Source organism: Streptomyces sp. NPDC013457, assembly GCF_043089925.1.
Taxonomy (GTDB): domain Bacteria; phylum Actinomycetota; class Actinomycetes; order Streptomycetales; family Streptomycetaceae; genus Streptomyces.
On the sequence record NZ_JBICBL010000001.1, the window covers coordinates 166,174 to 180,570 of the forward strand.

Annotated in this window: 10 protein-coding genes; 4 read left to right on the plus strand and 6 right to left on the minus strand. The window is 72.3% G+C overall.

What is annotated here, in order from left to right; translation table 11 throughout:
• The first annotated feature begins 161 nt into the window (after positions 1 to 161).
• Positions 162 to 1,061, plus strand: coding sequence for a TauD/TfdA dioxygenase family protein (locus ACF1G2_RS00795; protein WP_391796136.1), 900 nt, complete (start codon positions 162 to 164; stop codon positions 1,059 to 1,061).
• Positions 1,062 to 1,149: 88 nt separating this feature from the next.
• On the opposite strand, the gene ACF1G2_RS00800 is transcribed toward ACF1G2_RS00795, so the two are convergent.
• The 3 genes from ACF1G2_RS00800 to ACF1G2_RS00810 are packed head-to-tail and all read right to left on the minus strand — an operon-like array spanning position 1,150 to position 3,554.
• Positions 1,150 to 2,115 (minus strand): LLM class F420-dependent oxidoreductase, encoded by a 966-nt coding sequence (locus ACF1G2_RS00800; RefSeq protein WP_391796137.1) that lies wholly within the window; start codon positions 2,113 to 2,115, stop codon positions 1,150 to 1,152.
• A gap of 48 nt (positions 2,116 to 2,163) precedes the next feature.
• On the minus strand, positions 2,164 to 3,348 hold the full coding sequence (locus ACF1G2_RS00805) for an alcohol dehydrogenase catalytic domain-containing protein (RefSeq protein WP_391796138.1): 1,185 nt from the start codon (positions 3,346 to 3,348) through the stop codon (positions 2,164 to 2,166).
• Positions 3,349 to 3,398: 50 nt separating this feature from the next.
• Positions 3,399 to 3,554, minus strand: coding sequence for a hypothetical protein (locus ACF1G2_RS00810; protein WP_391796139.1), 156 nt, complete (start codon positions 3,552 to 3,554; stop codon positions 3,399 to 3,401).
• A 317-nt stretch (positions 3,555 to 3,871) separates the two neighbouring features.
• Between ACF1G2_RS00810 and ACF1G2_RS00815 the strand changes: the two genes are divergently transcribed.
• Entirely contained in the window at positions 3,872 to 5,074 is a 1,203-nt protein-coding gene (locus ACF1G2_RS00815; RefSeq protein WP_391796140.1) for an AI-2E family transporter, read from the plus strand.
• Between the two features lie 18 nt (positions 5,075 to 5,092).
• Here ACF1G2_RS00815 and ACF1G2_RS00820 read toward each other — a convergent pair whose 3' ends face one another.
• The 3 genes from ACF1G2_RS00820 to ACF1G2_RS00830 all read right to left on the minus strand — a co-directional run bounded on the left by ACF1G2_RS00820 (position 5,093) and on the right by ACF1G2_RS00830 (position 9,734).
• The gene (locus ACF1G2_RS00820) at positions 5,093 to 6,340 is read right to left on the minus strand and encodes a geranylgeranyl reductase family protein (protein WP_391797001.1); all 1,248 of its coding nucleotides are present in this window, start codon (positions 6,338 to 6,340) and stop codon (positions 5,093 to 5,095) included.
• Positions 6,341 to 6,541: 201 nt separating this feature from the next.
• On the minus strand, positions 6,542 to 8,374 hold the full coding sequence (locus ACF1G2_RS00825) for a methyltransferase (protein ID WP_391796141.1): 1,833 nt from the start codon (positions 8,372 to 8,374) through the stop codon (positions 6,542 to 6,544).
• Between the two features lie 148 nt (positions 8,375 to 8,522).
• Complete coding sequence (locus ACF1G2_RS00830) at positions 8,523 to 9,734, minus strand: 4-hydroxybenzoate 3-monooxygenase (RefSeq protein ID WP_391796142.1); 1,212 nt, start codon at positions 9,732 to 9,734, stop codon at positions 8,523 to 8,525.
• A gap of 316 nt (positions 9,735 to 10,050) precedes the next feature.
• Here ACF1G2_RS00830 and ACF1G2_RS00835 point away from each other — a divergent pair, with 316 nt between their 5' ends.
• Both ACF1G2_RS00835 and ACF1G2_RS00840 read left to right on the plus strand, forming a co-directional pair.
• Positions 10,051 to 13,425 (plus strand): pyruvate carboxylase, encoded by a 3,375-nt coding sequence (locus tag ACF1G2_RS00835; protein ID WP_391796143.1) that lies wholly within the window; start codon positions 10,051 to 10,053, stop codon positions 13,423 to 13,425.
• Between the two features lie 188 nt (positions 13,426 to 13,613).
• A complete protein-coding gene (locus tag ACF1G2_RS00840; RefSeq protein WP_391796144.1) occupies positions 13,614 to 14,306 on the plus strand; it encodes a methyltransferase domain-containing protein in 693 nt (230 codons plus the stop codon).
• Positions 14,307 to 14,397 lie beyond the last annotated feature (91 nt).

Here is a 14,397-nt window from a genome sequence, read left to right on the forward strand (position 1 = left end):
CTCGCTTCGAGCTGTCACCCGTCCACCGGAACGCCCGGAACAACCCGAACGACCCGAACACCCGGAACGCCCGGGACACCGGGGGGGGCGCCGGGGACGCCGGGGACGCCTAGCCACTCACCGTCCATCACCTTCTGACCGCCTTCGAAAGGATCCCTCCCATGACCACCAGCACCGGCTTCGACGTCCGCAGGATCGGAGGCCGTATCGGCGCGGAGATCCACGGCGTGGACCTCGGCGCCGAACTCGCCCCCGCCGTCGTCACCGAGATCAACTCCGCGCTCCTGGAGCACAAGGCGCTCGTCTTCCGTGACCAGCGGCTCGACGAGGCGGGCCAGCTCCGCTTCGCCTCGCTCTTCGGCGAGCTCACCACCGCGCATCCGACCGTGCCGTCCGTCGACGGCCGGCCCCAGATCCTGCCCGTCGACGGCGACGAGGGCATCCGCGCCAACCACTGGCACACCGACGTCACGTTCGTCCGCACACCGCCGAAGGCGTCCACGCTGCGCAGCATCGTGGTTCCCCCCTACGGCGGCAACACCCTCATCGCCAACTCCGGCGCCGCCTACGCGGATCTGCCCCAGCCGCTGCGGGAGCTGGCCGACAAGCTGTGGGCGGTGCACACCAACGACTACGACTACGCCGCTCCGAAGAGCGAGAAGGCGGCCGAACACCGCAGGCAGTTCGTCTCCCGGCGGTACCGCACCGCCCACCCGGTCGTCCGGGTCCACCCCGAGACCGGGGAACGGGGGCTGTTCATCGGCGGCTTCGCCCAGAGCATCGTCGGCCTCGGCCCCTCCGACTCCCGCGACCTGCTGCGCCTCTTCCAGTCGTACGTCACGCGACCCGAGAACATCGTGCGCGTGGCCTGGCAGCCGGGCGACCTCGTCCTGTTCGACAACCGGATCACCCAGCACTACGCCCCCGACGACTACGGCGACCTGCCGCGCCTGCTGCACCGCGTGACCGTCGCGGGCGACGTCCCGGCCGGTGTCGACGGAACGCTCAGCCGGGTGATCGAGGGCGACGACGCCGCCCACTACACCCCAGCGGCGGCCTGAGCCCACCGGCCGCCGGGCAGACGTCCTGCCCGGCGGCCGGCCGGACGCCTGACCCGGGACCGGCCCGGTTCAGGCGTCCTCGGCTCCCTCACAGCTCCCGCAGTGCGGGCAGCAGCTCGGTCTCCGCCCAGTCCAGGAAGGGTTCCTGGTGGTCGCCCCCGATCTGGACGAGGGCCACCTCGGTGAATCCCGCCTCGGCGTAGGGCCGGACCGCCTCGACGAAGGAGTCCACGTCGTCGCCGCAGGGGACGGCCTCGGCGACGTCCTCGGGGCGGGTGTGGGCGGTGGCAGCGGCGAAGCCCTTCGGGCCCGGCAGCTCGGCGTTGACCTCCCAGCCACCGAGGGCCCAGCGGAACTGCTCGTGCGCCCGGGCGACGGCCGAAGCGCGGTCGGGGTCATAGCAGACCGGGAGTTGGCCGACGCACGGTTTGCCGGCGCCGCCGTGCTCCGCGAACGCCTTGATCAGGCCGCCCTTCGGCTCGGTGGAGACCAGCACGTCCGCGCGGCGACCCGCGATCTCGCAGGACCGCTCCCCGGACACGGCGATGCCGAGAGGAGGCGGGGTGGAGGGGAGGTCCCAGAGTCTGGCGTTCTCGACGTCGAAGTGCGTGCCGTGATGCGTGACGTAGCCGCCGTCGAAGAGGTCGCGGATGATGCCGACGGCCTCGTCCAGCATCTCCAGGCGGACGTGGGCGGCCGGCCAGCCGGATCCGACGATGTGTTCGTTCAGGTTCTCCCCGGAACCGAGGCCGAGCCGGAAGCGGCCGCCGCTGAGGAGCTGCATCGTCGCGGCCTTCTGCGCGATCACCGCGGGGTGGTAGCGGAAGGTCGGGCACGTCACGAACGTCATCAGCGGGATGCGCGAGGTCGCCTGCGCCGCCGCTCCCAGGACGCTCCACGCGTACGGCGCGTGCCCCTGGGAGTCGAGCCAGGGGAAGGAGTGGTCGGAGATCACGGAGAAGTCGAAGCCCGCGCGCTCCGCCCCGACGACGTGGGACACCAGCTCCCTGGGCCCTGCCTGCTCGGTCATCATGGTGTAGCCGATGCGTACCATATGGCGCGGCTTGCCGGATTCGCCACCTCGAAACCCGTTGACTCCCGCTTACGGGCGGAGCAGCGTCTTGATCATGCCGTCTTCCTTCGCCTGGAACATGGCGTAGGCGCGCGGCGCCTCTTCGAGGGGCAGCACGTGCGTGGCGAAGCCTTCCACTCCCAGCGGATCGCTGTCGTCGAGCAGGGGCAGGATGTCGTCCACCCAGGCCCGGACGTTGGCCTGCCCCATGCGCAGCTGGATCTGCTTGTCGAACATGGTCAGCAGGGGCATGGGGTCCGCGGCCCCTCCGTAGACGCCGGAGACGGAGACCGTGCCGCCGCGCCGTACCAGGTCGATCGCCGTGTGCAGAGCGGCCAGGCGGTCGACTCCGGCATGCTCCATGAGGGGACGGGCGAGGGCGTCCGGCAGCAGTGCCGTGACGCGTTGCGCGGCCGCGGCCAGCGGCGCTCCGTGGGCTTCCATGCCCACCGCGTCGATGACCGAGTCGGTCCCCCGTCCGTCCGTCAGGTTCCGCACCTCGGCGACGAGGCGCTTTCCGTGGCCGGTGAGGTCGAGCGTGCGCACGCCGGCCTCTCTCGCCCGCTGGAGACGGGCGGGGACGAGGTCGACTCCGATGACGAGCCGGGCGCCGCGGTGCAGCGCGATGCGGGCGGCCATCAGGCCGATCGGCCCGAGCCCGAGCACCGCTACGGAACCGCCCGGCGGGATGTCGGCGTACTCGACGGCCTGCCAGGCCGTCGGCAGTACGTCGGAGAGGTAGACGAACCGCTCGTCGGGCGGTCCCTTCGGAACCTTGACGGGCAGTGTGTCGCCGAAGGGCACGCGCAGGTACTCGGCCTGACCGCCCGGGACCTGTCCGTACAGCTTCGTGTAGCCGAACAGCGACGCGCCCTTGTCGTACTCACGCACCTGAGTCGTCTCGCACTGGGAGTGCAGACCCTGGTCGCACATGAAGCACTGTCCGCAGGACACGTTGAACGGGACGACGACCCGGTCCCCGGTCGAGAGCGTGGACACCTCCGGTCCGACCGCCTCGACCAGGCCCATCGCCTCGTGCCCGAGGATGTCACCGGGCTCCAGATAGGCGCCCAGCAGGTTGTACAGGTGCAGGTCGGAGCCGCAGATACCGGTCGAGGTCACTTTGACGACGACATCCGAGGGATCCTTGATCGCGGGATCGGCCACCGACTCCACGCGGACGTCCCGCGTTCCCTGCCACGTCAGTGCGCGCATGACCTGTCTCCTCCTTACCTGCTGGGCGCAGGTGCTACCGGTCGTGGCGTCTACCAGTAGTGACGCCGACCGCCTACCGCGTGTCCCACGGCTCCGAGGACCCACAGGACGGCGCCGATGAGGACCAGGATCATCCCGATGGTCCACAGGATCGATATCCCGGCGACGAGTCCGATGATGAGCAGGATGACTCCGACAAGGATCATGGCTTACCTCAGTCTCTGGAGGGGCCGGACTCCCGGCGAGTCGGCCGACACCCGCGGGCGACAGGGCAGATGTCCCGTCACCCACGAACGGCGCCTACCCCCATCCGGCCGCCGTATGGGTGCCCGGCGGCGGTTTCCCCGGGGGCGTCCCTGGCCCGGGACGCCCCCGAGTCGGGTTACGCGGCGCCCGCCCGGGGTGCCGGACGGCTGCGCACGCGCCAGCCTGGGGGGAGTCTCGTCCGACTTGGGAAGCGACTTGGAGGGTCTCCTCGGTGGACCGACCTCGACTGCCCCGCCTGCGCCGGTGGCCCGGGCGCGTGAAGGAGAGTGCCGCGGCGCTCCGCGAGCGTCGGGCGCGGCTGCAGGCCGAGCGGGACGCGGAGGACCAAAGGGCATGGGAGGAATCACTTCCTCCGGAAGGGCGCGAGGGCGATCCCCCGGCACGGGGGCCGGCGGCGTCGGTGCCGTGGCCGGTGCGGGTGGCCGCGGAGGCAGGCTGGCGGTTCCTGGTGCTCGCCGCCACCCTCTGGGTGCTCATGCGGGTCATCGGGGCGGTACGCCTGGTCGTGCTCGCCTTCGTCGTGGCGCTCCTGGTCACCGCTCTGCTCCAGCCGACGGTGGCCCGGCTGCACCGGAGCGGCCTCCCCCGGGGGCCGGCCACGGCGCTGACGGCGACGTGCGGGTTCGTGCTGCTCGGACTGGTCGGATGGTTCGTCGTCTGGCAGGTGCTGGACAACCTCGGCGACCTCTCCGACCGCGTTCAGGAGGGCATCGACGAACTCAAACAGTGGCTGATCGACAGCCCGCTCCACGTCACGGAGCAACAGATCAACGACATCGCCGACAACTTGAGCGACAGCATCGGCACGAGCACGAGTGAACTCGCGTCCACCGGCCTCCAGGGCGTGACCGTGCTCGTGGAGGTGATCACCGGCCTGCTGCTCGCCATGTTCGCCACCCTGTTCCTGCTGTACGACGGCAAGCGCATCTGGAGGTGGACCCTCAAGCTGGTCCCCGCCGGAGCCCGCCCCGGCGTCGCGGGCGCGGGTCCGCGCGCCTGGCGGACGCTGACCGCGTACGTGCGCGGCACCATGATCGTGGCCATGATCGACGCGGTCTTCATCGGCCTGGGCATCTACTTCCTCGGCGTACCGCTGGCCGTCCCCATCGGCGTGGTGATCTTCCTGTCGTCCTTCGTGCCCCTCGTCGGTGCCGTCGTCTCCGGGGCCCTCGCGGTCGTCGTCGCGCTCGTCACCGAGGGGGTCTTCACCGCGCTGATGGCACTGATGGTCGTCCTCGTGGTGCAGCAGATCGAGGGGCACGTGCTCCAGCCGTTCATCCTCGGCCGCGCCGTCCGGGTCCATCCGCTGGCCGTCGTCCTGGCCGTCGCCACGGGCGGCACCGTCGCCGGGATCGGCGGGGCCGTCGTGGCGGTACCGCTCGTCGCCGTGGGCAACACCGTCGTCGGGTACCTCCGCGCCCACCCCACCGGAGGCGAGGCGGAGGCGGCGGAGCGGTGACCGTCCCCCGTACGCGGTCTACCGTCGTGGCGTGGGAACGAGGCGCAGCAGCCCGTGGAGGACGGCGTCGATGGTGTCCTGTGCGGGCTCGTCGGTCACGTGGGTGAGCAGGCGGGCCAGGGTGCGCAGCACGTGGGGCGAGGCCATCACACGGGGGTGGAGGACCGGCCGGAAGCCGTAGCGGGAGAAGACCAGATCACCGACGGCGTTGCCCAGCCGGTAGTAGCGCGCCCAGCGGCGCCGGATCTCGACCGGGTACTGGTGCAGCGCGTGTTCCCGGCGCGGCCCGGCCGGCCGGGCCAGCGCCAGGGCGATGACGTCCGCCGCCACCTCGGCGGCCTCCATCGCCTGGGCGATGCCCTCGCCGCTCCAGGGACTGACCATGCCGGCGCTGTCGCCCACGAGCAGCAGACCGCGACCGTACTGCGGACGCCGGTTCAGTCCCATGGGCAGCGGCGCGCTCCTCAGCGGTGAGTCGGCGTTCTCCTCGCGCACCCCCCACTCCTCGGGCAGGCGGGGCAGCCAGTGCTCCAGGGCCGCCCGCAGGTCCACCGGCCTGCGCCGCCGTTGCTGCGGCAGCGCGCCGAGGCCGACGTTGACGCGCCCGTCCCCCAGCGGGAACACCCATCCGTACCCGGGCAGGTCCCGTCCGGTGGCAGGACACCGCAGGTCGGCCCAGAGCTCCAGATAGGGGTCGTGCGTACGGGCCTCGCTGCGGTAGTACCGTCGGGCGGCCGCCGCGACGGGTCGCTTGCCGTCCCTTTCGAACCCCAGGCCGAGGGCCGTGCGCGCCGAGGCCCCGTCGGCCGCGACCACCAACGGGGCCCGATAGCGGACCGGTTCCTTGCCGGCTCCGCGCGTGGCGGAGACGCCGACGACGTGTCCTGCCCGGTCGGTCAGAGGTCCCGTCACCTTCACATGGGTGCGAAGGCGCGCCCCGGTGGCGCTCGCGTGGGTGGCGAGCAGATCGTCGAAGTCGTGCCGGCTTCGGGTGAGTCCGAAGTCGGGAAGCGCGCCCAGACTCGGCCAGTCCAGCTCGGCTTCGAGGCCTCCGCAGACCCAGCGCATTCCCTTGTTGCGCATCCAGCCCGGTGCATCGATGTCGATGCCCATCCGTACCAACTGGTAGACGCTGCGCGGTGTCAGCCCGTCGCCGCACACCTTCTCCCGGGGGAAGCCGCTCTTCTCCAGGAGCAGCACGTCCACACCGGCTCGCGCGAGGTGCACCGCGGCGGCGGAGCCCGCGGGTCCCGCCCCGACCACGATGACCTGTGCCTCCTCGTCGCCGGCGCCTTCGGGGCCGCTGCCGGCGTCGCGGCCGCTGCCGGCCTCGTCACTTTTGGTGATCACTCCACCACTATGCCCCCGGCCGGGGCCGGCGGAACGTGTGGCACGGCCGAACCGACGGCCGGTTCGCACAGCGCCGGTGCCTGGAGGAGTCGCACTCCTCCAGGCACCGGCGCCGCGTCAGGGCCTGCGGGCGTGGAGCACGTGGGCGCCCAGCGCGAGGGGGGTGTGGCCCGTGAGTTCGAGGCCGTGCTCCTCGAGCAGCCGGCCGTAGTGGCCGGCCGTGCGCTCGCGGCCTCCGGTGTTGCACCTCATGTGGAGGTCCCACGCGGTGGCGAGCGAAGGCTCGGCGCCGGCGTCGTCGGGCAGCAGTCGCTCGACGACGAGCAGGTCCGCCTTCCGGGGCATGGCCTCGGCGCAGTGCCCCAGGATGCCGCGGCACCGGTCGTCGTCCCAGTCGTGCAGGACACGGGAGAGGATGTAGACGTCGCCGCCCGGGGGCACGTCCGAGAAGTCGCCCGCCCGGTAGTCGCACCGCCCGCCGACACCGTTGGCGTCCAGGTACGTCCGCGCCGCCGCGAGGACCTGAGGGCGTTCGAGGAGGATGCCCCGCAGGGTGGGGTGGGCGGTCAGGACGCGGCCCAGCAGTTCTCCGGTGCCGCCCGCGACGTCGACCACGGTACGAGGGCGGCCGGAGGCGGTGGCGGCGGTGAGGACCGGGTGCGAGGGGAGAGGGTCGAACATGGCCGCGCTCGACGCCATCGACTGGTCGAAGAGGGCGGCGAGTTCGGGGTCGCGGGCGAAGTGGTCGAAGTGGTTCTCGCCGTAGAGGTGCTCGAAGCCGGGTTCTCCGCTGCGCACGGTGTGGGTCAGGTGACCGAAGGACTGGTAGAAGGGGCCGCCGTACATCAGCGCCAGGGGCCGCATCGAGCCCGGGGCCTCGGGGTGCAGGAGAGCGCCGACCTCGGTGAGGCGGTAGCCGTCCGGCGCGTCGGAGACCACGCCCAGCATGGTGAGGTACCGCAGCAGGGTCGTCGTGCTCTGCGGGTGGGCCCCGACGGTCCGGGCCAGCTGCGCACCGTCGACCCCGGTGTGGCGGTTCATGGCCTCGGGCAGCCCCAGCCGCGCGCACGCCGCCAGGGCCTGGGTGGTCCAGGCACCGGTCAGCAGCCACAGGAGCCTTTCGGCGGGCTGCGGTTCACCGGTCCCGCGCGTCGGCCCCGAAGCCGCGAGGGGCCGGGCGAGGTGCTCGGCCAGTACGTCACGGTGGTCTCCGCTCGCGTACAGCTCGACCCGCCGGTAGGCGGTCTTCGTGCCGGCGGGGGCCGTGAAGTAGAAGACGGTGCCGTCCTCGTGCGGGTTGTAGCCGCCTCCGTCGGCCGCGGCACCGTGCCGCTGGAAGCTCGCCAACAGCCCGCGCAGCACCAGCGGGTCCGGGCGGGCGACGTCGAAGGCGAGGTGCGCCTCGTGGTCGTGGCGGCGCTCCTCGGCGGCGATGACGGACAGTCCGGAACCCGGTGGCACGGTCAGCGCGAACACCTCGACCGCCCGAGGTTCTTCGGCGGGACCGCGGACCACGGGACGGAGAATCCTTACGTCAAGATCGGCCGGATCGCGGCGATGGCGTGCGGCGAGGCGCTCGCGCACGACGACGCTGGGCTGCGCCGGAGCGTCGGCCGACAGCCCGCACGCCGCGAGGTCGGCGCGCAGGGCGTACTCGTCGGGCGGGAACACGAGCACGGCCGCGTGCGCGAACCGGCACCGGTCCGTCAGCGCGCGCAGTTCGGGGCCGTCGAGGCCGGGCAGCACGCGTGACAGCAGGACGGACGTGTCCTGCTCACGGACGAATCCGGTTGTCGCGCCGAGACGTTCCGCGTCGCCTCCGGCGGGCGCGGGCTGCGCGGGGGTCGGGATCGCGGGGGTCGGGATCGCGGGGGTCGGGATCGCGGGGGTCGCGTTCGCCGGGGTCTCGTCTGCGGGCGTCGGGATCGCGGGTGCCGCGTTCGCGGGCATGGTGAAGGGATGTTCGGGATGCATTCCCTGTCCGTGGGTGAAGGAGGAAGCCCGGGCGGGGCCGCCGGAGCACGCCGTGCAGGCGCACGACAGCCCCGGGGCCCGGCCCGGAACGGGACGAAGCGAGAGGAAGAAGAAGGAGGGTCGGTCAGATGCCGACGTAGTTCTCGGCGAACCAGTCCTGCTGGGTGCGCGAGGTGCGCAGCGAGCCGATCCGGGAGTGGCGCAGACGCTCCTGGAAGGAGGCCTCCTCGGAGCCCTGGGCACCGCCGTGCAGAAGGCGGATCATCCAGTGCGAGAACTCCTGCGCCCGCCAGATGTGGGCCAGGCACCGCGCCGAGTACGAGGCGAGCCCCTCCGGGTCGCCGTGGGTGAGGTCGTCCGTCAGGGCCCGGGCCAGGATCTCCGCCTCCAGCACCGCGAGGTTCGCGCCTTTCGCGGCGGACGGACTGATCAGGGCGGCGGCATCACCCACCAGGAACAGCGACCCGTGGCGCAGCGGTTCGAGCACGTCGGACTCGAGGTCGACGACGGCGCGCTGGACGATCCGGCCGCGGAGCAGGGGTCCGTACTCGGTGGCGCGCATGCGCAGCGCGAGCTCGTCCCAGACGCGGTCCTCGCTCCAGTCCTCCGCCCGGGTCCCGCGGTCGCACTGCAGGTAGTAGCGGGTGATCTCGCTGGAGCGGGCCATGTGGCCGGCGAAGCCGCGCGGGTGGACCGCGTAACCCACGGCGTCCAGGCTCGGCGGCGCCTCGGCGAGCAGGCCCAGCCAGGACACCCCGTGGTCACGGTGGTGGCGCCGGACCGCGCCGGGGGGCAGCGAGCTGCGTCCCGCCCCATGGCGGCCGTCGCAGGCGGCGACGTACCGTGCCCGCCAGTGTCCGGGGCGCCCGTCCTCCTCCCGTACGGTCACCGTGGGCGCGGGGCCGTCCGCACCGGAGACGGTCACCGCCTCGGTCTCGAAGCGGATGCGCCCTCCGGCGTCGATGAACTCGGCCAGCAGATCGGTGACCAGCTCGTGCTGCGGGTAGACCGTGTGCGGCTCCCCCCGGCCGAGCCCTCGGTAGTCCAGGCGGAACCGGCCGTCCTCGGTACGGAACTCGCAGACGCTGTGCTCCTGTCCGCGTCGGCGCAGTCCCGCGTCCAGGCCGTGGCGCTCCAGGACCCGCACGGTGTTGGGGGCGAGGAAGCCCGCCCGTGCCCGGTTCCGGACGTGGTCACGGCCGGCGCGTTCCAGCACGACACAGTCGATTCCGCTGCGGAGTAAGAGGTTCCCCAGCACCAGGCCGGCCGGGCCGGCTCCGAGGATGACCACATCGGCCGAGTCCTGGTTGGACCGGGCGTACTGACTCTCTGTCACAACAGTGGATCATAGGCACCGAATATTGCAGGGACGGTCGGATATCACCCGAATGCAGTACATGGTGCGAAAAGGATTCTGCCCGGGCGAGGCCGCGCCCCGCGCGCCGGACACGTCCTCCTTACCCGTCGGGAAGGTCGGCATGCCGATGATCCATGTCACTGTCGTGGGATCTTCAGAAGGCCACCGCGCAGCCCTTAGCGTTGCCGAAACAGGCCGGGCGCGACGCGGGCGAGTGCCGATCCCAGGGCACCACGTGCGCGGGGACGTGACGGCGATCCGTTGTGCTCATCACCGGCAGGGTGAAGGGATCAGGATGTTCCGCAAGGTACTGGTGGCCAACCGCGGGGAGATCGCGATTCGCGCGTTCCGCGCCGGCTACGAATTGGGTGCGCGCACGGTGGCCGTCTTCCCCCATGAGGACCGCAACTCTCTGCACCGGCTGAAGGCGGACGAGGCGTACGAGATCGGTGAGCCCGGACATCCGGTGCGCGCCTACCTCTCGGTGGAGGAGATCATCCGGGCGGCCCGCAAGGCCGGCGCCGACGCCGTCTACCCGGGGTACGGATTCCTGTCCGAGAACCCGGATCTGGCGCGCGCCTGCGAGGAGGCGGGCATCACCTTCGTCGGCCCGAGCGTGCAGACCCTGGAGCTCACCGGCAACAAGGCCCGGGCCGTGGCCGCCGCCCGGGAGGCGGGCGTACCCGTCCTCGGCTCCTCGGCGCCCTCCACCGACGTGGACGAGCTGGTGGCGGCCGCCGAGGGCATCGGCTTCCCGGTCTTCGTCAAGGCCGTCGCCGGCGGCGGTGGCCGGGGCATGCGGCGGGTCGAGGACCCGGCGACGCTCCGCGAGTCCATCGAGGCGGCGGCCCGCGAGGCGGAGTCCGCCTTCGGCGACGCGACCGTCTTCCTGGAGAAGGCCGTCGTCGACCCGCGCCACATCGAGGTGCAGATCCTCGCCGACGGCGAGGGCAACGTCATCCACCTGTTCGAGCGCGACTGCTCGGTGCAGCGGCGCCACCAGAAGGTGATCGAGCTCGCGCCCGCCCCGAACCTCGACCCGGTGGTGCGGCAGCGCATCTGCGACGACGCCGTGAGGTTCGCCCGCCGGATCGGCTACCGCAACGCCGGCACCGTGGAGTTCCTCCTCGACCGCGAAGGCAACCACGTCTTCATCGAGATGAATCCGCGCATCCAGGTCGAGCACACGGTGACCGAGGAGGTCACCGACATCGACCTCGTGCAGTCGCAGTTGCGCATCGCCTCCGGCGAGACCCTCGCCGACCTCGGCCTGGCCCAGGAGTCCGTCGTCCTGCGCGGTGCCGCGCTGCAGTGCCGGATCACCACCGAGGACCCCGCGAACGGCTTCCGCCCGGACACCGGCATGATCAGCGCGTACCGCTCTCCGGGAGGCTCCGGCATCCGGCTCGACGGCGGCACCACCCACGCCGGTACGGAGGTCAGCGCCCACTTCGACTCGATGCTGGTCAAGCTGACCTGCCGGGGCCGGGACTTCCGTACCGCCGTCGACCGCGCACGGCGTGCGGTGGCCGAGTTCCGGATCCGCGGCGTGTCCACGAACATCCCGTTCCTGCAGGCCGTGCTCGACGACGAGGACTTCCAGGCGGGTCACGTCACGACGGCCTTCATCGAGCAGCGCCCGCACCTGCTCACCTCACGCCACTCGGCCGACCGCGGCACGAAGCTGCTCACCTACCTCGCCGACGTCACCGTGAACAAGCCGCACGGCCCCCGGCCCGAGCTGATCTCCCCCGCCACTAAGCTGCCCGCGCTGCGCGCCAGCGAGCCGGCCGCCGGCTCCCGGCAGCGGCTCCTCGCGCTCGGACCGGAGGGCTTCGCCCGGAGCCTGCGCGAGTCGCCGACCATCGGTGTCACCGACACCACCTTCCGCGACGCCCACCAGTCGCTCCTCGCCACCCGGGTCCGTACCAAGGACCTCCTGGCCGTCGCCCCCGCGGTGGCGCACAACCTGCCGGAGCTGCTGTCCCTGGAGTGCTGGGGCGGCGCCACCTACGACGTCGCGCTGCGCTTCCTCGCCGAGGACCCGTGGGATCGCCTCGCCGCCCTGCGCGAGGCCGTGCCGAACATCTGCCTGCAGATGCTCCTGCGGGGCCGCAACACCGTGGGGTACACCCCGTACCCGACGGAGGTGACCGACGCCTTCGTGCAGGAGGCCGCGGCCACCGGCATCGACATCTTCCGGATCTTCGACGCGCTCAACGACGTCGACCAGATGCGTCCCGCCATCGAGGCCGTACGGGAGACCGGGACCGCGGTGGCCGAGGTCGCGCTCTGCTACACCTCCGACCTCTCCGACCCGGCGGAGCAGCTGTACACGCTGGACTACTACCTGCGGCTGGCCGAGAAGATCGTCGCCGCCGGCGCGCACGTACTGGCGGTCAAGGACATGGCCGGCCTGCTGCGCGCCCCCGCCGCGGCCACGCTGGTCTCGGCGCTGCGCAGGGAGTTCGACCTGCCGGTGCACCTGCACACCCACGACACCGCGGGCGGGCAGCTCGCCACGTATCTCGCGGCGATCCAGGCCGGGGCGGACGCGGTGGACGGCGCGGTGGCCTCCATGGCCGGCACGACCTCTCAGCCGTCGCTGTCGGCGATCGTCGCCGCGACCGACCACTCCGCCCGGCCCACGGGCCTGGATCTGCAGGCGGTCGGCGACCTGGAACCGTACTGGGAGAGCGTGCGCAAGGTGTACGCCCCCTTCGAGGCGGGTCTCGACTCGCCGACCGGTCGCGTGTACCACCACGAGATCCCGGGCGGACAGCTGTCCAACCTGCGGACGCAGGCGGTCGCGCTCGGCCTCGGGGACCGCTTCGAGGACGTCGAGTCGACGTACGCCGCAGCGGACCGGATGCTGGGCCGGCTGGTGAAGGTCACGCCCTCGTCGAAGGTGGTGGGCGACCTCGCGCTCCATCTCGTGGGCGCCGGGGTCGCGCCCGAGGACTTCGAGGCGGAGCCGAACCGCTTCGACATCCCCGACTCGGTCGTCGGCTTCCTCCACGGCGAGCTGGGGACACCTCCCGGCGGCTGGCCGGAGCCGTTCCGCACCCGGGCCCTGGAGGGCCGCGCCGGGCCCAAGCCGATGCGGGAGCTGACCGCGGAGGACCGTACCGGCCTCGCCAAGGACCGGCGCGCGACGCTGAACCGGCTCCTCTTCCCCGGTCCGACGCAGGCCTACGAGGCGCACCGGCAGGCGTACGGCGACACCAGCGTGCTCGACAGCAAGGACTTCTTCTACGGGCTGCGCCCGGGCAAGGAGTACTCCGTCGACTTCGGGCCCGGTGTGCGGCTGCTCATCGAGCTGGAGGCCGTCGGCGAGGCCGACGAACGCGGGATGCGTACCGTCATGTCCACCCTGAACGGCCAACTGCGGCCGATCCAGGTGCGCGACAACGCGGCGGCCGCCGATCTCCCGGTGACCGAGAAGGCCGACAGGTCCGACCCCGGCCATGTCGCCGCTCCGTTCGCCGGTGTGGTCACGCTGGCCGTCTCCGAGGGCGACGAGGTCGAGACCGGTGCGACGGTGGCCACCATCGAGGCGATGAAGATGGAGGCTTCGATCACCGCGCCGAAGAGCGGGCGGGTGTCCCGCCTGGCCATCAGCAGGATCCAGCAGGTGGAGGGCGGCGACCTGCTCGTCGAGATCGGCTGACGGGGTGGGCGGTGGCGCGCCGTGCGCCTCCGTCGCAGCGCACGACGGCCGGGACACCGATCAGGGTGTCCCGGCCGTCGTGCGCTTCCGGGCCGCCGTCCGGCGTGGGTGGCCCTGTGGCAGGCGGGGTAGGTCGGTCGTGTCATCGGACGGCCGTGCCAGGGCGGCGCGGAGGAAGGCGGGACACGGTGCGGGACGAGGAGACGGGCCGGTCGAAGGGAGAGCCGGAGGCCCTGTCGGCGGCCGAGCTGTTCGACGGGCTGGGCTCGGCCTACGAGGAGGCCTTCGGGAGGCTGCCGGAGCAGGCGGCCGCTGTCGACTGGCTGGCGGAGCGGCTCGGACCGGGGGCGCGGGTGCTCGACGTCGGCAGCGGGACGGGCCGGCCGGTGGCGGACCGGCTGGTCCGTGCGGGCTGCGAGGTCGTCGGGATCGACGTCTCGGGGACGATGGTGGAACTGGCGCGGACCCGGGTTCCGGGGGCCTCGTTCGAGCAGGCGGACGTACGGACGTACGAGGCTCCGGAAGGGGCGTTCGACGCCGTGTGCGCCTTCTTCCCGCTGCTGATGATGAGCCGGGCGGAGGCGGGTGCGGCGCTGGAGAGGATGGCAGGCTGGCTGGCGGCCGGCGGTTATCTGGTGTCGGCCACCGTGCCCGCCGACGTGGAGGGCGTGCGGATCGAGTGGATGGGGCGCGGGGTCGAGGTCTCCAGCTTCTCGGCGCCGGAGTATCTGCGCCGCCTCCGCGAGGAGTGCGGCCTGGAGGTGCTGCACCACGCGATCTCGCACTTCCGTCCCGAGGGCGACCTCGCGCAGCCCGAGGAGCACCTCTTCTGCTACGCCCGCCGGCCCGAGGACGCCCACGGTGGCGCCGCGGCCCTCTGAGGCGAGGCAGAGCGGGGCCGGGCGATCGAACTTACGATGGACGGGAGCCGGCGGGCACCGCGTCGTGCCGGTCGGGCCGGAGCTCGCAGGG

What these genes read in the sequence shown, in the direction of transcription:
- ACF1G2_RS00795 (WP_391796136.1), top strand. Translation starts at nt 162, where the DNA reads ATGACCACCAGCACCGGCTTCGACGTCCGCAGGATCGGAGGCCGTATC.
- ACF1G2_RS00800 (WP_391796137.1), bottom strand. Translation starts at nt 2,115, where the DNA reads ATGGTACGCATCGGCTACACCATGATGACCGAGCAGGCAGGGCCCAGG.
- ACF1G2_RS00805 (WP_391796138.1), bottom strand. Translation starts at nt 3,348, where the DNA reads ATGCGCGCACTGACGTGGCAGGGAACGCGGGACGTCCGCGTGGAGTCG.
- ACF1G2_RS00810 (WP_391796139.1), bottom strand. Translation starts at nt 3,554, where the DNA reads ATGATCCTTGTCGGAGTCATCCTGCTCATCATCGGACTCGTCGCCGGG.
- ACF1G2_RS00825 (WP_391796141.1), bottom strand. Translation starts at nt 8,374, where the DNA reads ATGCCCGCGAACGCGGCACCCGCGATCCCGACGCCCGCAGACGAGACC.
- ACF1G2_RS00835 (WP_391796143.1), top strand. Translation starts at nt 10,051, where the DNA reads ATGTTCCGCAAGGTACTGGTGGCCAACCGCGGGGAGATCGCGATTCGC.